Annotated in this window: 19 protein-coding genes; 13 read left to right on the forward strand and 6 right to left on the reverse strand. The window is 56.4% G+C overall.

Annotated features, from left to right (window positions below; genetic code table 11):
• Positions 1–11: 11 nt before the first annotated feature.
• The 3 genes from cyoA to HMPREF3142_RS05540 all read right to left on the reverse strand — a co-directional run bounded on the left by cyoA (position 12) and on the right by HMPREF3142_RS05540 (position 3,533).
• The gene (cyoA, locus tag HMPREF3142_RS05530; protein ID WP_008805398.1) at positions 12–956 is read right to left on the reverse strand and encodes a cytochrome o ubiquinol oxidase subunit II; all 945 of its coding nucleotides are present in this window, start codon (positions 954–956) and stop codon (positions 12–14) included.
• Between the two features lie 479 nt (positions 957–1,435).
• A complete protein-coding gene (gene ampG, locus HMPREF3142_RS05535) occupies positions 1,436–2,911 on the reverse strand; it encodes a muropeptide MFS transporter AmpG (protein WP_012542689.1) in 1,476 nt (491 codons plus the stop codon).
• 43 nt (positions 2,912–2,954) lie between these two features.
• Positions 2,955–3,533, reverse strand: coding sequence for a lipoprotein (locus HMPREF3142_RS05540; RefSeq protein ID WP_004204800.1), 579 nt, complete (start codon positions 3,531–3,533; stop codon positions 2,955–2,957).
• 302 nt (positions 3,534–3,835) lie between these two features.
• Here HMPREF3142_RS05540 and bolA point away from each other — a divergent pair, with 302 nt between their 5' ends.
• The 9 genes from bolA (at position 3,836) to HMPREF3142_RS05585 (ending at position 14,394) form a co-directional block, all read left to right on the forward strand.
• A complete protein-coding gene (bolA, locus tag HMPREF3142_RS05545; RefSeq protein ID WP_002891649.1) occupies positions 3,836–4,153 on the forward strand; it encodes a transcriptional regulator BolA in 318 nt (105 codons plus the stop codon).
• 345 nt (positions 4,154–4,498) lie between these two features.
• Entirely contained in the window at positions 4,499–5,797 is a 1,299-nt protein-coding gene (gene tig / locus HMPREF3142_RS05550; protein ID WP_008805401.1) for a trigger factor, read from the forward strand.
• Positions 5,798–6,106: 309 nt separating this feature from the next.
• The gene (gene clpP / locus HMPREF3142_RS05555) at positions 6,107–6,730 is read left to right on the forward strand and encodes an ATP-dependent Clp endopeptidase proteolytic subunit ClpP (RefSeq protein ID WP_002891804.1); all 624 of its coding nucleotides are present in this window, start codon (positions 6,107–6,109) and stop codon (positions 6,728–6,730) included.
• Positions 6,731–6,980: 250 nt separating this feature from the next.
• Positions 6,981–8,255, forward strand: a complete 1,275-nt coding sequence (clpX, locus tag HMPREF3142_RS05560) for an ATP-dependent protease ATP-binding subunit ClpX (RefSeq protein ID WP_008805402.1) — start codon at positions 6,981–6,983, stop codon at positions 8,253–8,255.
• A gap of 183 nt (positions 8,256–8,438) precedes the next feature.
• Positions 8,439–10,793: an endopeptidase La gene (gene lon / locus HMPREF3142_RS05565; protein ID WP_004151336.1), complete on the forward strand. Its 2,355-nt coding sequence runs from the start codon at positions 8,439–8,441 to the stop codon at positions 10,791–10,793.
• Positions 10,794–11,002: 209 nt separating this feature from the next.
• Positions 11,003–11,275 carry a nucleoid-associated protein HU-beta gene (hupB, locus tag HMPREF3142_RS05570; protein WP_002444653.1) on the forward strand — a complete coding sequence of 91 codons (273 nt, stop codon included), beginning with the start codon at positions 11,003–11,005 and terminating at the stop codon, positions 11,273–11,275.
• A 214-nt stretch (positions 11,276–11,489) separates the two neighbouring features.
• On the forward strand, positions 11,490–13,364 hold the full coding sequence (ppiD, locus tag HMPREF3142_RS05575) for a peptidylprolyl isomerase (RefSeq protein WP_012968827.1): 1,875 nt from the start codon (positions 11,490–11,492) through the stop codon (positions 13,362–13,364).
• A 148-nt stretch (positions 13,365–13,512) separates the two neighbouring features.
• Positions 13,513–13,881 carry a helix-hairpin-helix domain-containing protein gene (locus tag HMPREF3142_RS05580; protein ID WP_008805404.1) on the forward strand — a complete coding sequence of 123 codons (369 nt, stop codon included), beginning with the start codon at positions 13,513–13,515 and terminating at the stop codon, positions 13,879–13,881.
• A gap of 111 nt (positions 13,882–13,992) precedes the next feature.
• A complete protein-coding gene (locus HMPREF3142_RS05585; protein WP_008805405.1) occupies positions 13,993–14,394 on the forward strand; it encodes a YbgC/FadM family acyl-CoA thioesterase in 402 nt (133 codons plus the stop codon).
• Positions 14,395–14,505: 111 nt separating this feature from the next.
• On the opposite strand, the gene queC is transcribed toward HMPREF3142_RS05585, so the two are convergent.
• Both queC and HMPREF3142_RS05595 read right to left on the reverse strand, forming a co-directional pair.
• The gene (gene queC, locus HMPREF3142_RS05590; RefSeq protein WP_008805406.1) at positions 14,506–15,207 is read right to left on the reverse strand and encodes a 7-cyano-7-deazaguanine synthase QueC; all 702 of its coding nucleotides are present in this window, start codon (positions 15,205–15,207) and stop codon (positions 14,506–14,508) included.
• A 66-nt stretch (positions 15,208–15,273) separates the two neighbouring features.
• Complete coding sequence (locus tag HMPREF3142_RS05595) at positions 15,274–16,974, reverse strand: SgrR family transcriptional regulator (RefSeq protein WP_070611737.1); 1,701 nt, start codon at positions 16,972–16,974, stop codon at positions 15,274–15,276.
• Positions 16,975–17,101: 127 nt separating this feature from the next.
• On the opposite strand from HMPREF3142_RS05595, the gene cof reads away from it, so the two are divergent.
• Entirely contained in the window at positions 17,102–17,920 is an 819-nt protein-coding gene (cof, locus tag HMPREF3142_RS05600; protein WP_070611738.1) for an HMP-PP phosphatase, read from the forward strand.
• 44 nt (positions 17,921–17,964) lie between these two features.
• On the opposite strand, the gene HMPREF3142_RS05605 is transcribed toward cof, so the two are convergent.
• The gene (locus tag HMPREF3142_RS05605; protein WP_008805410.1) at positions 17,965–19,017 is read right to left on the reverse strand and encodes a PLP-dependent cysteine synthase family protein; all 1,053 of its coding nucleotides are present in this window, start codon (positions 19,015–19,017) and stop codon (positions 17,965–17,967) included.
• A 115-nt stretch (positions 19,018–19,132) separates the two neighbouring features.
• Here HMPREF3142_RS05605 and HMPREF3142_RS05610 point away from each other — a divergent pair, with 115 nt between their 5' ends.
• From HMPREF3142_RS05610 to HMPREF3142_RS05620, 3 genes are read left to right on the forward strand one after another with little or no spacing between them, the layout of a single operon-like run.
• Positions 19,133–19,591: an Lrp/AsnC family transcriptional regulator gene (locus HMPREF3142_RS05610; protein ID WP_008805409.1), complete on the forward strand. Its 459-nt coding sequence runs from the start codon at positions 19,133–19,135 to the stop codon at positions 19,589–19,591.
• Between the two features lie 42 nt (positions 19,592–19,633).
• Positions 19,634–21,406, forward strand: coding sequence for a SmdA family multidrug ABC transporter permease/ATP-binding protein (locus HMPREF3142_RS05615; protein ID WP_064323871.1), 1,773 nt, complete (start codon positions 19,634–19,636; stop codon positions 21,404–21,406).
• Positions 21,399–23,177, forward strand: a complete 1,779-nt coding sequence (locus HMPREF3142_RS05620; RefSeq protein ID WP_070611740.1) for a SmdB family multidrug efflux ABC transporter permease/ATP-binding protein — start codon at positions 21,399–21,401, stop codon at positions 23,175–23,177. Before HMPREF3142_RS05615 ends, HMPREF3142_RS05620 begins: the two co-directional genes overlap by 8 nt.
• The last annotated feature ends 96 nt before the right edge of the window (positions 23,178–23,273 follow it).

Below are 23,273 nucleotides of genomic sequence, written 5' to 3' on the forward strand. Positions count from 1 at the left end.
TCCTCGGCCCCTTAGTGAGCGGTTTCCGCGTGGCTCATGTCCATGCCTTCCATCCCGTCGTGAGCAGCGTGCTCGCCTTCAGGTTTGGACATGTTCATGCTCTCGTGAGACATGAATTTGTTCACAACATCTTTGAACAGATCCGGCTTCACGTTAGAGAAGTATTCCACTTTGTTGTATTCGCTAGGCACAGCCACTTTATCGAACGCGGCCATGGAGTCCATGGAGTTCGGCGACTGTTTGGCTTTTTCAACCCACTGATCGAAGGTTGCACGATCCGGAGTAGCAATCGCTTTGAACTTCATACCTGAGAAGCCCGGGCCACTGTAGCTAGCGGAGATACCGTCATAAGTACCAGCTTCGTCAGCAATGAGGTGCAGTTGAGTCTGCATCCCGGCCATTGCGTAAATCTGGCTACCTAAGCGCGGAATGAAGAACGAGTTCATCACCGAGTTAGAGGTCACTTTGAAGTGTACCGGTACGTTCGCCGGGAAGGCGATTTCGTTAACGGTAGCAATACCCTGTTCCGGATAGATAAAGAACCACTTCCAGTCCATCGAAACGACTTCGATGGTGATTGGTTTCTCGTCGTGGGCAAGCGGTTTGCTTGGCTCCAGTGCGTGAGTGGTTTTCCAGGTCAGAACGGCCAGGAACAGGATGATCAGAATAGGTACCGTCCAGACCACAGCTTCCACTTTGTTGGAGTGTGACCAGTTCGGGCTATACTTCGCATCTTTATTGCTCGCGCGATACTTCCAGGCAAATCCTACTGCCATCAAGACGGCGGGAATAACGACAATCATCATCAGGCCGAAGGCCGTCAGAATCAAAGAGCGTTGCTCCAGTCCAATCTGTCCTTTTGGGTCAAGGAGTGCAGAATCACAACCACTGAGTAATACAGTACTTGCGATTAATGACATCCATCCCAAACTTTTATTGTATTTCCTGAGTCTCATTGAACGACCTCAATTCCACGGGATCTGGTGGCGTTTAAAGTGTACGGGCATTTTACGGTAAGGTTGCATTACTGTAAACATGATTGGATCTCTGTCAGTTCTGTGTTAGCGGCTTCTGCTTGGTTTGTCACATATGTTACGTAGTGTTACGTAATCGCTTGCAAAGCCTGATTTTCGTGGGATTGATAACGAAAGGGATAAGAAAAGGAGTACTTAGCGGCGAATGGGCATAACCACCCAAAAATTAGAACAATTGTTTAACATTTAATTATCAAATAAAAGACATTGTGAAAACCTAAAATAAAATCGCCGTAGCTGAATCGGTTAAATTATTTAAAGAATCGAATGAAAACTGTCAATAATTTCCAGAAATCAAAAACGCACAAAACAACAAATAGCGCGGCGGGCAATATAAAAGCGTTAATAAGCCGTTATAATTACGTTTCGTAATTACAACGGCTAATAATGATGCAGCTTCCTTAAATCAGGCGAGTTTTACGCAGCGCCAGGTAGTCGAGCAGACCGCCGAACAAAATACCGCCCACCGCAGTCAGCGCCGCAACCTCCAGCAGACCGGACAGGAAAGAGAAGGCGGTGTAATCCAGGGCGTTCATGATCAGCAGTACCAGCCATACCGCCAGCAGCAGGCAGCCCAGCGCCAGGATCCTTAACGCCAGCGCATAGGCTTGCGGGTATTCGCTTCGCGGCATAAAGCTTGCTGTGCGTTGGGTATGCTCAAGCGTTTGCCGGCACAGCAGCAGCAGGGCAATCCCCGGCACCGCCGCGACGACCGAGAAGAGATAGAACGTCGACCAGCCGTGGGCCTCGACAAACCAGCCGGCGATCGGCCCAACGTACACGCGGCCGACCGCGGACAGCGCAGAGAGCAGCGCGAACTGGGTAGCGGAAAAGGATTTATTGCACAGCGTCATCAGCAGCGCGACAAACGCCGCCGTCCCCATTCCCCCGCACAGGTTTTCAAAGAACACGGCGGTTGCCATGGAATAGAGGTGCTTATCGGTAATCGACAGCAGCCAGTAGCCAGCGTTGGAGACCCCCTGCAGCACACCGAAGATCAGCAGCGCCCGAAACAGCGTCAGCCGCTGCATCAGGACCCCGCCGTACAGGGCGCCGAGAATGGTGGCAAACAGGCCTAAGGTTTTGTTCACCATCCCCACTTCGCCGGCGTCAAAACCGACGCCGCGGATGAGGAAGGTGGTGGTCAGGCTCATGGCAAACGCATCGCCCAGCTTATAAAGGACGATGAGCAGCAGAATCAGCCAGGCGTTATTGCGACCGAAAAAATCGCGCAGCGGTTCGGCGACCGCCTGCTCCAGCGATCTGGGAACCGGGATAACGTCGCTCGGCTCGGGCGCCAGCAGTGTGGCGATGATGCACGGCACCAGCAGCGCCGCCATCAGCCAGTACATCCCCTGCCAGCCGAGATAGCGGTCGGCAAGCCACAGTGCCAGCCCCCCGGATACCAGCATCCCGAGGCGATAACCCAGCACGCTGATCGCGGCGCCAGCGCCGCGCTCTTCCGCTGGCAGAACGTCGGTTTTCCAGGCGTCGAACACAATATCCTGTGACGCCGAGCAGAAGGCGATCACCACCGCCAGCGCCGCCATCCAGCGGAGCTGGGAGACAGGCTCAAGAAAGCCCATCGCCGCGATAGCCAGCAGGAGCAGGACCTGGGTAGTCAGCAGCCAACCGCGACGACGTCCAAGAAACGGCGGCGTATAGCGGTCCATTAGCGGGGACCAGAGAAATTTAAAGACATAGGCCTGGCCGACGAGTGAGAAAAAACCGATCGTTTTCAGATCGATATTTTCCACTGTCATCCAGGCCTGCAGGGTACCGGAGGTGAGGGCCAGCGGCAGGCCTGAGGCGAAACCGAGGATCAGCAAAATCGCTGATTTCGGCTGTTGAAAAATGCGTAAGTAGTGACTGGACATAGCATAAAGCACGAACCCGGCCGCGGCCGGGTTCGTGGTGGCATTAACGCGCGTTTTGCTTGATGAAATCGTGGATGCTGGTGTCCTGCGCCATATCGGCGATGGTATCGGTCAGGACGCTGTTGACGGCATCAGCGATGTTCTTGTTCGAGGCCTGGAAGGCGCCTTCAACGGAATAGCTGGCGCGGTAGTTTTTGGTCATCTTCGTGCCGTTTGCCGCGGTGGCGATGATGGCGATATCGGCTTTCGTGGCGATGTTGTAGCGCACGTTGCCCTGGGAGACGTCAGCGTAGAGTTTATTGACAATAATCTGCAGATCGACCGCACCGTTCGGGCCAATCATGTAGCCGCGAGCGGTCATCTGTTTCTCCAGCACTTCCTGCAGCAGGAAGCGCAGATCGCGCGAGGCGGTGAGGGTGACCTGCTGATTGTCGCGCGTGACTTTCGCCAGCGCCTGGTCCGGACGCTGATCGGCGCCGTTGATGCTGACGGTCACGCCCATCAGGCTCGGATCCTGCTGCGGCAGCGTGATTTTCGGCGATACTTCAATGGTGGTCGGCGGCGTGGCGCATCCTGCCAGCATAAACATGGCGACCAACGGGAAAAGGATCTTCTTAAGCATGTTCAGGTCTCAACGCATGGTGTTGTTATAAGGAAAATTACCGCCATCATAGCATTGCCAACGGCAAGGGGAAGTGGCAACGCGTGTAAATCCATCGCCCTGGCGGTTTTCTGAGCGTCCCGCCACGGTTAATCGCTCTTTCCCCGGCAGTTCTGGCGACCAGAGCCAGTAAACGTGATACTTTTGAATGAAAATATCAGAACAATGCTAATTTTTTGTTGTTTTCTCCTAATGGAAGCGGTAAAAGCGGCTAACATTTAAATGGAGTGGCGGCATCTCAGCGTTGTCGGAGGAGAAAATTCATGATGATACGTGAACAGATCGAAGCAAAACTTAGAGCAGCGTTCGACCCGATGTATCTCGAAGTCGTGGATGAAAGTTATCGTCACAACGTCCCAGCGGGCTCTGAAAGTCATTTTAAAGTGGTGTTAGTGAGCGATCGCTTCACTGGCGAGCGTTTCCTCAATCGCCACCGTATGATCTACGGCACGCTAACCGAGGAGCTGTCGAATACGGTGCATGCCCTGGCGCTGCACACCTACACGATAAAAGAGTGGGAAGCATTACAGGATACGGTTTTCGCCTCGCCGCCTTGCCGCGGTGCGGGGAGTATCGCCTAGAAATCCCATTTGCAACCGCTGGCGCTTTTCCAGTATGTTGCTTGCAGATTTAGCAAAAACGGCCTACGGGCCGTTTTGTTTTGCCTGGAAAATGCGCAAAGTGAGCGCTTTTGCGGACAAATTTGAGCGGGAAATGTGAAAAATGCCGCAGCAGTGGGCGACAACCGTTCTCGACTCACAAAAGTGATGCCGCTATAATGCCGCGTCTTATATATGAATGTCTTCGGGATGATTCTGACGACAGGGAATGTGTTTCTGATTTGAAGAGGGCATCCCGGTTCTGCGAAGCCACCTACACGCGCTTCCAGAGTTGACCGAGCACTGTGATTTTTTTGAGGTAACAAGATGCAAGTTTCAGTTGAAACCACTCAGGGCCTTGGGCGCCGTGTAACGATTACTATCGCCGCTGACAGCATCGAGAATGCTGTCAAAAGCGAGCTGGTCAACGTAGCGAAAAAAGTTCGCATTGACGGCTTCCGTAAAGGCAAAGTGCCGATGAATGTTGTTGCTCAGCGTTATGGCGCATCCGTTCGCCAGGACGTGCTGGGCGACCTGATGAGCCGTCATTTCGTTGACGCGATCATCAAAGAGAAAATCAATCCGGCCGGTGCGCCGAACTACGTTCCGGGCGAATACAAACTGGGCGAAGACTTCACCTACGCGGTAGAGTTCGAAGTGTATCCGGAAGTTGAACTGCAGGGTCTGGACGCGATCGAAGTTGAAAAACCGGTTGTTGAAGTGACCGACGCTGACGTTGACACCATGCTGGAAACCCTGCGCAAACAGCAGGCGACCTGGAAAGACAAAGACGGCGCCGTTGACGCTGAAGATCGCGTCACTATCGACTTCACCGGTTCCGTAGACGGCGAAGAGTTCGAAGGCGGCAAAGCCTCTGACTTCGTACTGGCGATGGGCCAGGGTCGCATGATCCCGGGCTTCGAAGATGGTATCAAAGGCCACAAAGCGGGCGAAGAGTTCACCATCGACGTGACCTTCCCGGAAGAATACCACGCAGAAAACCTGAAAGGTAAAGCGGCTAAGTTCGTTATCAACCTGAAAAAAGTTGAAGAGCGTGAACTGCCGGAGCTGACTGAAGAATTCATCAAACGTTTCGGCGTTGAAGATGGTTCCGTCGCTGGCCTGCGCGCTGAAGTGCGTAAAAACATGGAGCGCGAGCTGAAAGGCGCTGTGCGTAACCGCGTGAAGTCTCAGGCTATCGAAGGTCTGGTTAAAGCCAACGAGATCGACGTTCCGGCTGCCCTGATTGACAGCGAAATCGACGTGCTGCGTCGTCAGGCTGCTCAGCGTTTCGGTGGCAACGAGAAACAGGCTCTGGAACTGCCGCGTGAGCTGTTCGAAGAGCAGGCTAAACGCCGCGTTGTTGTCGGTCTGCTGCTGGGCGAAGTGATTCGCACCAATGAGCTGAAAGCTGACGAAGAGCGCGTGAAAGGCCTGATCGAAGAGATGGCTTCTGCGTACGAAGATCCGTCAGAAGTGGTTGAGTTCTACAGCAAGAACAAAGAGCTGATGGACAACATGCGCAACGTGGCGCTGGAAGAGCAGGCTGTTGAAGCTGTGCTGGCGAAAGCCAAAGTGTCTGAAAAAGCCACTTCCTTCAACGAACTGATGAACCAGCAGGCGTAATTTCGCCGCGATTGTTTAAGGTTCGAGCAAAAACCCGTTGCCGAAAGGCGGCGGGTTTTTTTTTAAGATAATGATAGCCTCAGGCACGGTGCTAAAACGCATTTACCATGATAGCGTTACAGCAAAAGCTTGTTATGCTTGAAATATGGCAACACCATCCCCATTACCGGGGGAGGCAACTGCATCCGCTATCGCACGCGTGTTGAAGAGGCGGTGACGCGTTCAGCGGATAGAAACTGTGGCTGATAATCCGTCCGTAAGGTTACAATCAGTGCAGCAGGTATTTTAAAATTACTCCAGGAGACGGAAATGTCATACAGTGGCGAACGAGACAACTTTGCACCCCATATGGCCCTGGTGCCGATGGTCATTGAACAGACCTCACGCGGTGAACGTTCTTTTGATATCTACTCCCGTCTGCTTAAGGAACGCGTCATTTTTCTGACCGGCCAGGTCGAAGACCACATGGCAAACCTGATCGTGGCGCAGATGCTGTTTCTGGAAGCGGAAAACCCGGAAAAAGACATTTACCTGTACATTAACTCTCCGGGCGGGGTGATCACCGCCGGGATGTCGATTTATGACACCATGCAGTTCATCAAGCCGGATGTCAGCACCATTTGTATGGGGCAGGCCGCTTCTATGGGCGCGTTTCTGCTGACCGCCGGGGCGAAAGGCAAGCGCTTCTGCCTGCCGAACTCCCGCGTGATGATCCACCAGCCGCTGGGCGGCTATCAGGGACAGGCGACGGATATTGAGATCCACGCCCGTGAAATCCTGAAGGTGAAAGGACGCATGAATGAGCTGATGGCGCATCATACCGGCCAGTCTCTTGAGCAGATTGAGCGTGACACCGAGCGTGACCGCTTCCTCTCCGCTGCGGAAGCCGTGGAGTACGGGCTGGTCGACTCTATTTTGACCCATCGTAATTGATGCCCGAGGCGCAAGGGTGCCGCTTTACGCTTCATCCTTCTCGCCGCGATTTTTCGGGTGGTTGGCAGTTTTTCGGACGCTTGCCGGGCAGGCTCGCGGCCGGAGGCTTTGCCACCGCCTCGATGTAGCGCGAAGGATTTTGTGTATATACTAATGAAGGGCGGCACAACGCTATATGGCGGCTTGCGCCTGAGAATGGCATTTGCGTCGTCGTGTGCGGCACAAAGAACTTAAAAAGAGGTTTGGACTCATGACAGATAAACGCAAAGATGGATCGGGCAAATTGTTGTATTGCTCTTTTTGCGGCAAAAGCCAGCATGAAGTGCGTAAGCTGATCGCCGGGCCATCCGTGTATATCTGCGACGAATGCGTTGATTTATGTAACGACATCATTCGCGAAGAGATTAAAGAAGTTGCGCCGCACCGCGAGCGCAGCGCGTTGCCGACGCCGCACGAGATTCGCCACCACCTTGATGACTATGTCATCGGTCAGGAACAGGCGAAGAAAGTGTTGGCGGTCGCGGTATACAACCACTACAAACGTCTGCGCAATGGCGATACCAGCAATGGCGTAGAGCTGGGTAAAAGTAACATTCTGCTGATCGGGCCGACCGGTTCCGGTAAAACGCTGTTGGCGGAAACGCTGGCGCGCCTGCTGGATGTGCCGTTTACCATGGCAGACGCCACCACCCTGACCGAAGCGGGTTATGTGGGTGAGGACGTCGAAAATATCATTCAGAAACTGCTGCAGAAGTGCGACTACGACGTGCAGAAAGCGCAGCGCGGCATCGTTTATATCGACGAAATCGACAAAATTTCGCGTAAATCCGATAACCCGTCGATTACCCGCGACGTCTCCGGCGAAGGCGTACAGCAGGCGTTGCTGAAGCTTATCGAAGGCACCGTCGCCGCCGTTCCACCGCAGGGCGGGCGTAAACATCCGCAGCAGGAGTTCCTGCAGGTTGATACCTCCAAGATCCTGTTTATCTGCGGCGGCGCGTTCGCCGGCCTGGACAAAGTCATTTCCCACCGTGTTGAAACCGGCTCCGGCATTGGTTTTGGCGCGACGGTAAAAGCGAAGTCCGACAAAGCGAGCGAAGGCGAGCTGCTGGCCCAGGTCGAGCCGGAAGATCTGATCAAGTTTGGTCTGATCCCGGAATTCATTGGCCGTCTGCCGGTGGTGGCGACCCTGAATGAGCTGAGCGAAGAAGCCCTGATCCAGATCCTGAAAGAGCCGAAAAATGCCCTGACCAAGCAGTATCAGGCGCTGTTTAGCCTTGAGGGCGCAGAGCTTGAATTCCGCGACGAAGCGCTGGACGCCATCGCCAAGAAAGCGATGGCGCGTAAAACCGGCGCCCGCGGTCTGCGCTCGATTGTGGAAGCGGCGCTGCTGGATACCATGTATGACCTGCCTTCGATGGATGATGTCGAAAAAGTGGTCATTGATGAGTCGGTTATCGAGGGTCAGAGCAAACCGCTGCTGATCTACGGCAAACCGGAAGCCCAGCAAGCATCTGGTGAATAATTAACCATTTCACTCAAGCAGTTAACAAAAAGGGGGGATTTTATCTCCCCTTTTATTTTTCCTGCATTCCCGCCGTTGAATGTGTGGAATACATCCCCATATACTGGATTACATATTAACGACGATGCAGTGGAGTATGGCGTCGTCGGCTACCTGGCGGACTTTAAACTAAGAGAGAGCTCTATGAATCCTGAGCGTTCTGAACGCATTGAAATCCCCGTATTGCCATTGCGCGATGTGGTGGTTTATCCGCACATGGTCATACCCCTGTTCGTAGGGCGGGAAAAATCTATTCGTTGCCTCGAAGCGGCCATGGACCATGATAAAAAAATCATGCTGGTTGCGCAGAAAGAAGCGTCGACGGATGAGCCGGGTGTAAACGATCTTTTCACCGTTGGAACCGTGGCGTCTATTTTGCAGATGCTGAAGCTGCCGGACGGCACCGTGAAGGTGCTGGTCGAAGGGCTGCAGCGTGCACGTATTTCTGCGCTGTCTGATAATGGCGAACATTTCTCGGCGAAAGCGGAGTATCTCGACTCGCCGGCGATTGACGAACGCGAGCAGGAAGTGCTGGTTCGCACCGCTATCAGCCAGTTTGAAGGCTATATCAAGCTGAACAAAAAGATCCCACCGGAAGTGCTGACGTCGCTGAACAGCATCGACGATCCGGCACGCCTGGCGGATACCATCGCGGCGCACATGCCGCTGAAGCTGGCTGACAAGCAGTCTGTGCTTGAGATGTCCGACGTCAACGAACGTCTGGAATATCTGATGGCGATGATGGAATCGGAAATCGATCTGCTGCAGGTTGAGAAGCGTATTCGCAACCGCGTCAAAAAGCAGATGGAGAAATCCCAGCGCGAGTACTATCTGAACGAGCAAATGAAAGCGATTCAGAAAGAACTCGGCGAGATGGACGACGCCCCGGACGAAAACGAAGCGCTGAAGCGTAAGATCGACGCGGCGAAAATGCCGAAAGAGGCGAAAGAAAAAACCGAAGCGGAACTGCAGAAGCTGAAGATGATGTCGCCGATGTCTGCGGAAGCGACCGTCGTGCGTGGCTACATCGACTGGATGGTGCAGGTGCCGTGGAACGCGCGCAGTAAGGTCAAAAAAGACCTGCGCCAGGCCCAGGAGATCCTCGATACCGATCACTATGGCCTGGAGCGCGTGAAGGATCGCATCCTTGAATATCTCGCGGTGCAGAGCCGGGTGAATAAAATCAAGGGGCCAATCCTCTGTCTGGTGGGACCGCCGGGGGTAGGTAAAACCTCGTTAGGTCAATCCATCGCCAAAGCGACCGGACGTAAATACGTACGTATGGCGTTAGGTGGCGTGCGCGATGAAGCGGAAATTCGCGGTCATCGTCGGACCTATATTGGCTCGATGCCGGGCAAACTGATCCAGAAAATGGCGAAAGTGGGGGTGAAAAACCCGCTGTTCCTGCTGGATGAGATCGACAAAATGTCTTCCGACATGCGCGGCGACCCGGCTTCTGCGTTGCTTGAGGTGCTGGATCCGGAACAGAACGTGGCCTTTAACGACCACTATCTGGAAGTGGATTACGATCTCAGCGATGTGATGTTCGTGGCGACGTCTAACTCCATGAACATTCCGGCGCCGCTGCTGGATCGTATGGAAGTGATTCGCCTCTCCGGTTACACCGAAGATGAAAAGCTTAACATCGCCAAGCGTCACCTGCTGCCGAAGCAGATCGAACGTAACGCGCTGAAGAAAGGCGAGCTGACCGTCGACGATAGCGCCATTATCGGCATTATTCGTTACTACACGCGTGAAGCGGGGGTTCGTAGCCTGGAGCGTGAAATCTCCAAGCTGTGCCGTAAAGCCGTTAAACAGCTGCTGCTGGATAAGTCGCTGAAACACATCGAGATTAACGGTGAGAATCTGCATGATTATCTCGGCGTACAGCGCTTTGACTATGGCCGTGCCGATAGCGAGAACCGCGTCGGTCAGGTGACCGGTCTGGCGTGGACGGAGGTGGGGGGCGATCTGCTGACCATCGAAACCGCCTGCGTACCAGGCAAAGGCAAGCTGACCTACACCGGTTCGCTGGGTGAGGTCATGCAGGAATCGATTCAGGCTGCGCTGACCGTGGTGCGTTCGCGGGCGGACAAACTGGGCATTAACGCCGACTTCTACGAGAAGCGTGATATTCACGTCCACGTTCCGGAAGGGGCGACGCCGAAGGATGGTCCTAGCGCGGGTATTGCCATGTGTACGGCGCTGGTCTCCTGCCTGACCGGTAACCCGGTACGCGCTGATGTGGCGATGACCGGTGAAATCACTCTGCGTGGTCAGGTGCTGCCGATAGGCGGTCTGAAGGAAAAACTGCTGGCGGCGCATCGCGGCGGCATTAAGACTGTTCTGATTCCTGATGAGAACAAACGCGACCTTGAAGAAATTCCAGATAACGTTATCGCCGATTTGGATATCCATCCGGTGAAACGAATCGAGGAAGTTCTGACACTTGCGCTGCAGAACGAACCGTTCGGCATGCAGGTTGTGACCGCGAAATAGTGATTCTGCGCAAATTGCGCTAATAAAAATAGGGCTGGTAAGTCATTTCGGACTTGCCAGCCTTTTTTTGTGTAGCTAACTTAGATCGCTGGCAGGGGGGTCATCGACAACTGCTGTTGTAAGGGCATGACAGTCCTGATATAACTGCTGCGCGGTCGCACTATGAAGGACTCAGGTGCGATATAAATTATAAAGAGAGGAAGAGAACAGTGAATAAATCTCAACTGATTGACAAAATTGCTGCGGGTGCGGACATTTCTAAAGCTGCAGCTGGACGTGCGTTAGATGCTTTAATCGCTTCTGTTACTGAATCTCTGCAGGCTGGGGATGACGTTGCGCTGGTAGGTTTTGGTACCTTTGCTGTTAAAGAACGTGCCGCCCGTACTGGTCGCAACCCACAAACAGGTAAAGAAATTACTATCGCTGCCGCAAAAGTGCCGGGCTTCCGTGCTGGTAAAGCGCTGAAAGACGCGGTGAACTGATCGGCTTTCCCGTCAGGGAATGTGACGAAGTACAAGGGCGCATCGTGAGATGTGCCTTTTTTATTGCCTTTTCAGACCACTTTATGTGTGTTTATCGCCACTTGTGGGCTGACAATCACCCTGTTTTCTTGTCAAAATACGTCCTCACGCGCGGCGGCCATCACGTGCTATGCTGCGCGAGCTAAAGTCATCTACAGCGGAGCGTTGTTACACCATGATGGACAACCTACGCACGGCCGCCAACAGCGTCGTGCTCAAGATTATTTTCGGTATCATTATCGTCTCGTTCATTTTGACCGGGGTGAGTGGTTACCTGATTGGCGGTGGCAAAAACTATGCCGCAAAAGTGAATGGCCAGGAGATTGGCCGTGGGCAGTTTGAAAACGCCGTCGCCAGCGAACGTAACCGTATGCAGCAGCAGCTTGGCGACCAGTTCTCCGAGCTGGCGGCGAACGAAAACTACATGAAAACCATGCGCCAGCAGGTGCTGAACCGCCTGATCGATGAATCGCTTCTGGATCAGTATGCCCGCGAGCTGGGCCTCAGCATCAGCGATGAGCAGGTGAAGCAGGCGATCTTCCAGACCCAGGCTTTCCAGACGAACGGTAAGTTCGACAACCAGCGTTTCAGCGGTATTGTCGCCCAGATGGGGATGACCACCGATCAGTACGCTCAGGCGCTGCGTAACCAGCTGACCACACAGCAGCTGATTAACGCCATTGCGGGTACCGACTTCATGCTGCCGGGTGAGTCCGATCAGCTGGCGGCGCTGGTGTCTCAGCAGCGTGTCGTCCGCGAAGCGACCATCAACGTGAATGCCCTGGCGGCAAAACAGACGGCCAGCGATGAGGAAATCAACGCTTTCTGGCAGCAGAATCAGGCCCGTTTTATGGCGCCGGAGCAGTTCCGCGTCAGCTATATCAAAATGGATGCCGCCAGCATGCAGGAGAGCGCCTCTGACGAAGAGATTCAGTCATGGTACGACCAGCATAAGGATCAGTTCACTCAGCCGCAGCGCAACCGCTACAGCGTGATTCAGACCAAAACGGAAGCCGATGCGAAAGCTGTGCTGGCCGAGCTGCAAAAAGGGGCAGATTTCGCCACGCTGGCGAAAGAAAAATCGACCGATATTATCTCTGCCCGCAACGGCGGCGATATGGGGTGGATGGAAGAGGCCTCTACGGTGCCTGAGCTGAAAGATGCCGGGCTGAAAGAGAAAGGCCAGCTGTCTGGCGTGATCAAATCCTCGGTTGGCTTCCTGGTGGCCCGTCTGGACGACGTCCAGCCGGCGCAGGTGAAGCCGCTGGCTGACGTGCGTAATGACATTGCGGCGAAAGTGAAGCAGGAAAAAGCGCTGGATGCTTACTACGCGCTGCAGCAGAAGGTGAGCGATGCGGCCAGCAACGATAATGAATCGCTGGCGGGCGCGGCGCAGGTCGCCGGACTGAAGGTGGTGGAAACCGGCTGGTTTGGCCGCGATAACCTGCCGGAAGAGCTGAACTTTAAACCGGTCGCTGACGCTATCTTCAACGGCGGTCTGGTGGGTGAGAACGGCGCGCCGGGCAGCAACTCCGACATCATTACCGTTGACGGCGATCGCGCTTTTGTTCTGCGCATCAGCGAGCACAAAGCCGAGGCGGTGAAGCCGCTGGCTGAAGTGAAGGCGCAGGTTAGCGATATCGTTAAGCACAATAAAGCGGAACAGCAGGCGAAACTGGACGCCGACAAGCTGCTGGCGGCGCTGAAAGACGGCAAAGGCGATGAAGCGATGAAGGCGGCTGGCCTGAGCTTTGGCGCGCCGCAGACGCTTTCTCGTACCGGCCAGGATCCGCTGAGCCAGCTGGCATTCACTCTGCCGCTGCCGCAGCAGGGCAAACCGGTCTACGGCGTTGGCAGCAATATGCAAGGCGATGTGGTGCTGGTGGCGCTGGATGAAGTGAAAGCAGGCAACATGCCGGAAGAGCAGAAGAAGGCCATGGTTCAGGGGATTACCCAGAACAATGCCCAAATCGCTTTCGAAGCGCTGATGAGCAACCTGCGCAAGGCGGCGAAAATTAAGCTGGGCGACAGCATCGACCAGCAGCAGTAATTTCGCGTCGTCTCGCAAAAATGAGCAACATGATGTAATCCTCAAGGGCCGCTTTCGCGGCCCTTTCCATTTCTGTGATTTGCCTTTTGTCGGCCATCCGCACTGACGCTATCGTAACCTTGCTGTCTACACACAAGGAGATATCAGCATGAAATATGGAATAAAAACACTGATGGCCGCGGGCGTTCTGGTTTTCGCGGTAGGGGTACAGGGGGCGCTGGCGGCACCCGCCAGCGGTAAAGCGGCGGTGAATAAAGAAAATGTGCAGGCGACCGCTTCGGCGAAGGCGGAAGCGGTGCCCGGCGACACCGACAACGGGGCGACAAAAGTCAGCATTAACCACGCCAGCGCCGAACAGCTGGCGCAGGCGTTGAATGGCGTGGGGTTGAAAAAAGCCCAGGCCATTGTCAGCTACCGCGAAGAGTACGGGCCGTTCAAAACCCTCGATGATCTGAAGCAGGTCCCGGGAATGGGGAGCGCGCTGGTGGAGCGCAATTTAGCCCATCTGACGCTGTAAATTTTATGCCAGACCTTGCACAGCGGTGATTTTTTGCCAGGATAAAGAGGTTGCATCAAGTGGTGTGACCTCTTACCTCATAAACAACAATAACAGAAAGGCATTAGTGCTATGCAGACACAAATTAAAGTTCGCGGCTATCATCTGGACGTCTACCAGCATGTGAACAACGCACGTTACCTGGAGTTCCTTGAGGAAGCCCGCTGGGACGGTCTGGAAAACAGCCCCGCGTTTCAGTGGATGATGGAGAAAAACATCGCCTTCGTGGTGGTGAATATCAATATTAACTACCGTCGTCCGGCGGTGCTGGGCGATGTGCTGACAGTGAGCAGCAAACTGGAGCAACTCAACGGCAAAAGCGGCACCCTTAGTCAGGTGGTCACCCTCAACCCCAATGGCGAAGTGGTAGCCGATGCGCTGATTACCTTTGTCTGTATCGATTTGAAGACCCAGAAGGCGCTGCCGCTTGAAGGGGAGTTGCGTGAGAAACTTGACCAGATGAACTTGCGCTGACAACCGACGTGCGAGTGACGGGCCCACGGCAGGTGATGAACCCGTAGCCCCGGTAAGCGTCGCGCTACCGGGGAATTTGAGTCAAAGCTCCGGTAAATCGCGCCCCGTAGACTATGCCTGTGCCAGCCCGGTTTTTTGCTTCATCACCGCCATTACGCCAACCTTGTCCCCCAGATACTGGTTGAGTCCGTTTGCGCGCAGGTTACAGGCGGCGCACTGGCCGCAGCCATCGCCCTTAATGCCGTTGTAGCAGGTGAGGGTTTCCTGGCGCACCAGATCCAGCTGACCCCAGAAGTCGGCAAGCGCCCATGTCTCGGCTTTATTCAGCCACATCAGCGGCGTCTCAAAGCGAATGTCTTTCGCCATCCCAAGGCTGACGGCGTGGTGCAGCGCTTTGACAAACTCATCGCGACAGTCCGGGTAGCCGGAGAAGTCGGTCTCGCACACGCCGGTGATGATGGCTTCGGCTTTCACCTGATAGGCGTAGATTGCCGTCAGGGTTAAAAACAGAATATTGCGCCCGGGGACAAAGGTGTTGGGAATCCCCTCAGCATCAGGCTGATAGTCGGGTACCGGAATGTTATCGCGGGTCAGGCTGCTGACTGCCAGTTCGTTGAGCAGAGTGACGTCCAGCACTTTATGCGCGACGGCGCCCAGTTTCAGGGCGAGTTCGCGCGCAACGTCGATTTCCGCGCGGTGGCGTTGGCCATAATCAAAAGTGACGCAATGCACTTCATCATACTGTTGCAGAGCCTGCACCAGACAGGTGGTTGAATCTTGTCCTCCGCTGAAGACAACTACGGCGCGTTTCATGGCAATTCCTGACTAAATGAGTAAAGGCGCTATGGTAGCGCCAGACGCGCGCGGCGACCAGCTCTCTCACGTCAACGAGGCCGGCAGCCAGGCGCTGGCGAAGTCAAACCAGCCCCGGGCGTTGAGGCGCAGGCCATTAACCCCCGGCGGCGCGCTGATCCGATAGTTATACTTGAACAGCGGCGTCATGATGGCGTCTTCCATCAGACTGTTGAAGACGTTGCGCAGCGCATCGTTGCGGCTGCGGGCGTCGGGCTGAGACTGCACGGCGTCTAATGTCGCCTGCAGATGGGCATATTGCGCCCCGGTCAGCAAATTAGGCCACAGCATATCGCAGCGCAGCCACTGCTCCAGGGCGTACTCCGGCGCTTCGCCGATCAGTCGGTCGCCCATCATCAGGTCGGCCTGCCCCAGATGCTGACAGCCTTCCCAGTTTTTGGCGTCATGAAAAATGATCGTCAGTTCGCAGCCCAGCAGAGCCAGCCGTTGCCTCAGTTGCTCGGCCATCGCATGAAGCTCGACCGGCAGATGATAGAGTAGAGTGAGCCTGGCCGGCAGCGGCACCGCGTTGTTTTCCGGTCCCTGCGGGATGGACCATCCCGGCAGCACCTCATGGCTTGGCGTAATCAGATCCTCCTCCAGCGGCAGCGTTTCCAGCAGCGACGAGTGATGGATTATCGACACCAGTCGCTGGGCCTGAGCTTTACTAAGACGCGGGCTGTGGCGCAGGGTCAGATAGCAGAAGCCAAGGCTGATACGGTTGCTGACCTGGCGCAGATTGTGGAGCTCTTCGCGATCGCCGATGGTGATCTGCACCGGATGGCGGCAGCTGGTGCCGAGATCGCGGTCAAAGAGCTGAGGAGTGATCCAGTATTCCACCGCCTGGATCAGCGGATGCTGCAGGTGGTACCGGGGATGGTTCTCCAGGCGGACGAGTTCCGGACTAAACCGCTTCAGGCGGAATGGCCCGCAGCCGATGGCCGGATCGTCGGGATGCGCCAGCACGCTGCAGTAGCTGGCGAGACGGAACGGTAGCCAGTAGTCAGGACGATGCAGCGTGATGGTGAGACACTGGGCGTGAGTGACATCGATACGGCTGATGCTGGCGAAGAGGGTCCGTAAGGCGGGCAGCTCAAGCAGCAACCGTAACCGCTGCCGTAGCTGTGCGGTTTGCACCGCATCGCCATTGTGCCAGTACAGCGTGGAGCGAATGTAAAAATGCCAGCGCAGGCCGTCCGGCGAGACCTGCCAGTGATGCGCCAGATCGCCGATCGGCATATTGTCGCCTTCATCGAAGCGCGTCAGCCCGGCATAGATCTGCCCGGCCAGATGCTGCTCGGCGCGTCCGGGGAGAAAGCCAGGACGCAGCGGCTCCAGTGGGCGATAGTAAGGAATACGCAGCGTCGGAGTATTGTTTTGCCACTGACCGCCGAGGAAGGGATGGAGCAGGGCTTTCAGCTCCACCGGGGCCAGCTGCGCCAGCTCCAGCGCGTTTTGCTGCTGACCGTTGTTCAGCGCCTGCTCCATCATCTCGTTGCGCAGACTTTCCGGGGTTTTGTGAAATGAGAGCTGTCCGCGTTTGCCGCGCCCGGAGCTGGCCTGCCAGCTTAGCCACCCCGCCTCCTGCGCCTGACGCAGCAGAGTGCGGACGTGGCGTTCGCTACAAAAACAGCGCTCCGCCAGTTCGCCGACGGTCACCTGCTGCGGCGCCCCGGCTGAGGGTTGCCACAATCGCTGGTATTGATTTAAACGGTGTAAGAGTCGCATGGGGGCCGTCATCCACCGGGCCGCTGTAAACCCGGAACAATTAATAATATCTATTCACTATTACTTCCGTATATCCCAGGTGATACTGCAACACAAGCGAAGCCCATCACACATCGGGGAATACACCATGGCAAAACTGGCCGCATTTGATATGGACGGCACCCTGCTGATGCCGGACCATCGTCTCGGCGAGCAAACGCTCACCGCGCTGAAACGACTGCGGGAACGTAATATCACCCTGACGTTCGCTACCGGTCGCCATGTGCTGGAGATGCACCATGTGATTGGCGAATTTTCCCTGGACGCATTTCTGATCACCGGCAACGGGACGCGCATCCATTCGCTGGAAGGGGAGGAGCTTTATCGCCAGGATCTCGCTCCCGAGGCGGCGGAAGCGGTGCTGCACAGCAAATGGGATACTCAGGCCAGCATGCATGTGTTTAACGATGGCGGCTGGTTCACCGGTCAGGCAAGGCCTGAATTGTTGCAAGCGCATGTCTTCAGCGGCTTTCACTATCAACTGTGCGATCCGAAACGCATGTCGGCGCAGCATGTCACCAAGATCTGTTTTTGCGGCGATCATGACGATCTCCGCCGCCTGCGGATCCAACTGAATGAGACGCTGGGCGATCGCGCGTTTCTCTGCTTCTCGGCGATGGACTGTCTGGAAGTGCTGCCGGTCGGGTGTAATAAAGGTGCGGCGCTGGCGGTGCTCAGCCAGCACTTAGGCTTCACCCTGCAGGAGTGCATAGCGTTTGGCGATGCGATGAATGACCGCGAGATGCTGGGCAGCGTTGGGCGGGGTTTTATCATGGGCAACGCGATGCCGCAGCTGAAAGCCGAGCTGCCGCATCTTCCGGTTATCGGAGACTGCCGGCATCAGGCGGTCTCCCACTTTTTAACGCATTGGCTGGATAATCCTGATCTTCCTTATTCCCCCGAATAGAGAGACCCTTCCGGCAAGCCAGATAGTTTTCTATCTGGCTTTTTTTATCGCCTGCCGACCAGCGCGGCGATCTCCGCCTGCCAGGGCGCGATATCGCCGATATTGGCGGCCACCCACTGCGGGTTGTAATAGGTTTCCAGGTAGCGCTCACCGCTGTCGCACAACAGCGTGACGATGGAACCCGTTCGCCCTTCCTCGCGCATCCGCGCGGCCAGCTGCAATACGCCCCACATATTGGTGCCGGTAGAAGCGCCGACCTTGCGCCCAAGCTGTGTTTCCAGCCACAGGGCGGTGGCCACGCTCGCCGCATCCGGTACGCGCAGCATCTCGTCGACGACGTCGGGAATAAATGACGGTTCGACGCGTGGGCGGCCGATGCCTTCAATTTTGCTGCCGACCGGGCTGCGGAGGGTGGCGTCGCGGGTCTGCCAGTATTCGAGGAAGACCGAATTCTGCGGATCAACGACCATCAGCTGCGTCTCATGGCCCTGGCTGCGAATATAGCGGCCAATGGTTGCCGAGGTGCCGCCGGTGCCGGCGCTCATGACGATCCATGACGGCTGCGGGTGCGGTTCATGGCTCATCTGACGGAAAATACTGTCGGCGATATTGTTATTGCCGCGCCAGTCGGTGGCCCGCTCGGCAAAGGTGAATTGATCCATATAATGGCCGTTCAGCTCGCGGGCCAGCGTTTCGGAAGCATCGTAGATTTCGCAGGCGCTCTGCACAAAATGGCAGCGTCCGCCGTAAAACTCGATCTGTTCGATTTTACGTTTGGCGGTGCAGGAAGGCATCACGGCGATAAACGGCAGCCCCAGCAGGCGGGCGAAGTAGGCCTCCGAAACGGCGGTTGAACCCGAGGAGGATTCAATAATCGGCGTACCTTCTTTGATCCAGCCGTTGCACAGGCCATAGAGAAACAGCGACCGCGCCAGGCGATGTTTAAGGCTGCCGGTGGGGTGGGTGCTTTCATCTTTCAGATACAGGTGGATGCCCGGAAACGCAGGCAGCGCCAGACGGATCAGGTGCGTGTCGGCGGAGCGCTGATAGTCGGCGTTGATTTCGCTAATGGCATGTTTAACCCAGGCGCTATTCATCGTGATTTCCTGTTTGTCATTTTGTGCCTAGCTTAGCGGAAAGCGCAGGAAAAATTGTTGCCATTTAGCCTTTGGATTACCATTATGAGAGCAAAATTTTCTCTTCGGATGCCCTATGCTAGATAAAATTGACCGTAAGCTGCTGGCGCTGCTGCAGGAAGATTGCACCCTCTCTTTGCAGGCGCTGGCCGATGCCGTTAATCTGACCACCACGCCCTGCTGGAAGCGCCTGAAACGGCTCGAAGATGAAGGTATTTTGCGCGGGCGCGTCGCCTTACTGGATGCCGAAAAGGTGGGGCTGGGCCTGACGGCGTTTGTCCTGATCAAGACTCAGCATCACAGCAGCGACTGGTATGGCCATTTTGTGAGCGAAGTGACGCAGATGGCGGAAGTGCTCGGCTTCTGGAGGATGGCGGGGGAGTATGACTACCTGCTACGGGTGCAGGTGGCCGATATGAAACGCTATGACGACTTTTATAAACGTTTAGTGAACAGCGTGCCGGGGCTGTCGGATGTCACTTCGAGTTTTGCCATGGAACAGATAAAATATACCACCGCCTTGCCTGTCGAATAACGGTATTGCGCCGTAACCCATTACAAATCAGGATTTTACTGCTTGCGATTATTTGCTCAACTCAGCTGGTACTTCCGCCGGGAGTGGCGCCGCTATCTTGGCGCGATTGCCCTGCTGGCCATTATTGCCGTCCTGCAGCTTATTCCGCCGAAGGTGGTGGGCATTGTGGTGGACGGCGTGACGCAACAACATTACACCGCAGAGAAGGTGTGGATGTGGATCGGCGCGCTGGTGCTGGTCGCGGTAATGGTCTACCTGCTGCGCTATGTCTGGCGCGTGCTGCTGTTCGGCGCCTCTTACCAGCTGGCGGTCGAACTGCGGGAAGATTTTTACCGGCAACTGAGCCGCCAGCATCCGGCATTCTATTTGCGCCATCGCACTGGCGATCTGATCGCCCGCGCCACCAACGATGTTGACCGGGTGGTATTTGCCGCCGGTGAAGGGGTGTTAACCCTGGTGGATTCGATGGTGATGGGCTGTGCGGTATTGATTGTGATGTCGACGCAGATTAGCTGGCAGCTCACCCTGCTGGCGCTGTTGCCGATGCCGCTGATGGCGCTGGCGATTAAACGCAACGGCGATGCGCTTCACGAACGTTTTCGCGTGGCCCAGGCGGCCTTTTCCAGCCTTAACGATCGCACACAGGAGAGCCTGACCAGCATCCGCATGATTAAGGCTTTTGGGCTGGAGGATCGCCAGTCGGCGCAGTTTGCCGCCGATGCCGCCGATACCGGCGCGAAAAATATGCGCGTGGCACGCATTGACGCGCGTTTCGACCCCACCATCTATATCGCCATTGGGGCCGCTAACCTGCTGGCTATCGGCGGCGGCAGCTGGATGGTGATCCACGGCAGCCTGACGCTGGGCCAGCTGACCAGCTTTGTGATGTATCTTGGCCTGATGATCTGGCCGATGCTGGCGCTGGCGTGGATGTTTAACATTGTTGAGCGCGGTAGCGCGGCCTATGGCCGTATCCGCACGATGCTCGAAGAGGCGCCAGCGGTGGACGACGGTAATGAAGCAGTGCCGGCAGGCCGCGGTGTCCTGCAGGTTGCCATCCGCAACTTCATCTATCCGCAGGCGAGTAAACCTTCGCTGGAGCAGGTTAATTTTACCCTCCAGCCGGGGCAAATGCTGGGTATCTGCGGGCCGACGGGCGCCGGTAAAAGTACCATTCTGGCGCTGCTGCAACGTCATTTTGACGTCACCAGCGGCGAGATCCGCTTTCACGATCTGCCGCTGCCGCGTCTGCAGCTCGACAGCTGGCGCGCCCGGCTGGCGGTGGTCAATCAGACGCCATTTTTATTCTCTGACACCGTCGCCAATAATATCGCGCTGGGCAAACCGGATGCGACACCGGCGCAGATTGAACGCGTGGCACGGCTGGCCAGCGTGCATGACGACATTCTGCGCCTGCCCCAAGGGTACGATACCGAGGTGGGCGAGCGCGGCGTGATGCTCTCCGGCGGCCAGAAACAGCGCATCTCGATTGCCCGCGCTCTGCTGCTGGAGGCTGAAATTTTGATCCTTGATGATGCTTTGTCGGCGGTAGATGGCCGTACGGAGCACCAGATCCTGCACAACCTGCGCCAGTGGGGGGAGGGGCGGACGGTGATTATCAGCGCCCACCGGCTGTCGGCGCTGACCGAGGCCAGTGAAATTCTGGTGTTGCAGCATGGGCATATTGCCCAGCGTGGCCGCCATGAGGCGCTGGCCGTGCAGCCAGGCTGGTACCGCGACATGTATCGTTACCAGCAGCTGGAAGCCGCGCTTGACGAGGTTCCGCAGGCGCAAGAGGAGGCCCTGGATGCGTAGATTTACCGAACTCTGGCCGACGCTTAAACGCCTGCTGGCCTATGGTTCTCCCTGGCGTAAGCCGCTGGCCATTGCGGTGGGGATGATGTGGATCGCGGCGGCGGCGGAAGTGAGCGGCCCGCTGCTCATCAGCTATTTCATCGATAATATGGTGGCGAAGCATACGCTCCCGCTGAAGCTGGTGGCAGGCCTGGCGGTAGCCTATATCGGCCTGCAGCTGCTGGCGGCATTACTGCACTATAACCAGTCGCTGCTGTTTAACCGCGCCGCGGTCGGCGTCGTCCAGCAGTTGCGTAGCGATGTAATGGATGCCGCCCTGCATCAGCCGCTCAGCGAGTTTGATACCCAGCCGGTTGGGCAGCTTATCTCGCGGGTGACCAACGATACGGAAGTCATTCGCGATCTGTACGTGACGGTGGTGGCGACGGTGCTGCGCAGCGCGGCGCTGATCGGCGCGATGCTGGTGGCGATGTTTAGCCTCGACTGGCGGATGGCGCTGGTGGCGATCGCGATCTTCCCGGCGGTGCTGATCGTGATGATCATCTATCAGCGCTATAGCACGCCGATCGTGCGCCGGGTGCGCGCTTGGCTTGCTGATATCAACGATGGTTTCAACGAAGTGATCAACGGCATGGGGGTGATCCAGCAGTTCCGCCAGCAGGCGCGCTTTGGCGAACGGATGCGCGAGGCCAGCTATGCCCACTATCTGGCGCGGATGCAGACGTTGCGCCTCGACGGTTTTCTGCTGCGCCCGCTGCTGAGCCTTTTTTCCTCGCTGGTGCTGTGCGGGCTGCTGATGCTGTTTGGCTTTAGCGCGGTGGGCACGATCGAGGTCGGGGTCCTGTACGCGTTTATCAGCTATCTCGGACGCCTTAACGAGCCGCTTATTGAGCTGACCACCCAGCAGTCGATGCTGCAGCAGGCGGTGGTCGCCGGCGAACGCGTTTTTGAGCTGATGGATCGCCCGCGCCAGGCGTGGGGCTCGGATGACGCGCCGCTGAGCAGCGGCCGGGTGGAAATTGACCATCTCTCCTTTGCCTACCGGGGGGATCGACTGGTCCTGCAGGATATCAGTCTGGATATTCCCTCCCGCAGCTTCGTGGCGCTGGTCGGGCATACCGGCAGCGGGAAGAGTACTCTCGCGAGTCTGATGATGGGCTATTACCCGTTAACCCACGGGGAGATCCGCATCGATGGCCGGCCGCTTGCTTCCCTCAGCCACAGCGCGTTGCGTCGGGGCATCGCGATGGTGCAACAGGATCCGGTGGTGCTGGCGGATACCTTCTACGCCAACGTCGCGCTGGGTCGGGATATCAGTGAGACGCAGGTCTGGGAAGCGCTGGAGGCGGTGCAACTGGCGGAGGTGGCGCGCAGCATGAGCGATGGCCTGTACACTCAGCTGGGCGAGCAGGGCAATAACCTCTCCGTTGGGCAGAAACAGCTGTTGGCGCTGGCGCGCGTGCTGGTGGAGACCCCGCAGGTATTGATTCTGGATGAGGCGACGGCAAACATCGACTCCGGCACCGAGCAGGCGATCCAGCAGGCGCTGGCGAAAGTCCGCCAGCATACCACCCTCGTGGTTATCGCCCATCGACTGTCAACCATCGTTGAGGCCGATACCATCCTGGTGCTGCATCGCGGTCAGGCTGTCGAGCGGGGCACCCATCAGCAGCTGCTGGCGGCGAAGGGTCGTTACTGGCAGATGTATCAGCTGCAGCTGGCTGGCGAAGAGCTGGCGGCCAGCGCCCGGGAAGAGTCGCTCAGCGCCTGATGCACCACCAGCAGGCAGCGAAGAAAGCGTGGCCTGCCGTGGTGCAAAAACGTTACATTAAATGCACTGTTGTGGTGCATTTTTGCGCTGCAAACG

This window comes from Klebsiella sp. HMSC16C06, from assembly GCF_001808325.1.
In the GTDB taxonomy this organism is placed as follows: domain Bacteria; phylum Pseudomonadota; class Gammaproteobacteria; order Enterobacterales; family Enterobacteriaceae; genus Klebsiella; species Klebsiella variicola.

Coding starts and splice junctions, on each gene's coding strand:
- HMPREF3142_RS05540 (WP_004204800.1), bottom strand. CDS start 3,533: ATGCTTAAGAAGATCCTTTTCCCGTTGGTCGCCATGTTTATGCTGGCA.
- HMPREF3142_RS05620 (WP_070611740.1), top strand. CDS start 21,399: ATGCGTAGATTTACCGAACTCTGGCCGACGCTTAAACGCCTGCTGGCC.
- cyoA (WP_008805398.1), bottom strand. CDS start 956: ATGAGACTCAGGAAATACAATAAAAGTTTGGGATGGATGTCATTAATC.
- lon (WP_004151336.1), top strand. CDS start 8,439: ATGAATCCTGAGCGTTCTGAACGCATTGAAATCCCCGTATTGCCATTG.
- cof (WP_070611738.1), top strand. CDS start 17,102: ATGGCAAAACTGGCCGCATTTGATATGGACGGCACCCTGCTGATGCCG.
- clpP (WP_002891804.1), top strand. CDS start 6,107: ATGTCATACAGTGGCGAACGAGACAACTTTGCACCCCATATGGCCCTG.
- HMPREF3142_RS05580 (WP_008805404.1), top strand. CDS start 13,513: ATGAAATATGGAATAAAAACACTGATGGCCGCGGGCGTTCTGGTTTTC.
- ppiD (WP_012968827.1), top strand. CDS start 11,490: ATGATGGACAACCTACGCACGGCCGCCAACAGCGTCGTGCTCAAGATT.
- HMPREF3142_RS05610 (WP_008805409.1), top strand. CDS start 19,133: ATGCTAGATAAAATTGACCGTAAGCTGCTGGCGCTGCTGCAGGAAGAT.
- queC (WP_008805406.1), bottom strand. CDS start 15,207: ATGAAACGCGCCGTAGTTGTCTTCAGCGGAGGACAAGATTCAACCACC.
- ampG (WP_012542689.1), bottom strand. CDS start 2,911: ATGTCCAGTCACTACTTACGCATTTTTCAACAGCCGAAATCAGCGATT.
- HMPREF3142_RS05605 (WP_008805410.1), bottom strand. CDS start 19,017: ATGAATAGCGCCTGGGTTAAACATGCCATTAGCGAAATCAACGCCGAC.
- clpX (WP_008805402.1), top strand. CDS start 6,981: ATGACAGATAAACGCAAAGATGGATCGGGCAAATTGTTGTATTGCTCT.
- bolA (WP_002891649.1), top strand. CDS start 3,836: ATGATGATACGTGAACAGATCGAAGCAAAACTTAGAGCAGCGTTCGAC.
- HMPREF3142_RS05595 (WP_070611737.1), bottom strand. CDS start 16,974: ATGCGACTCTTACACCGTTTAAATCAATACCAGCGATTGTGGCAACCC.
- HMPREF3142_RS05585 (WP_008805405.1), top strand. CDS start 13,993: ATGCAGACACAAATTAAAGTTCGCGGCTATCATCTGGACGTCTACCAG.
- tig (WP_008805401.1), top strand. CDS start 4,499: ATGCAAGTTTCAGTTGAAACCACTCAGGGCCTTGGGCGCCGTGTAACG.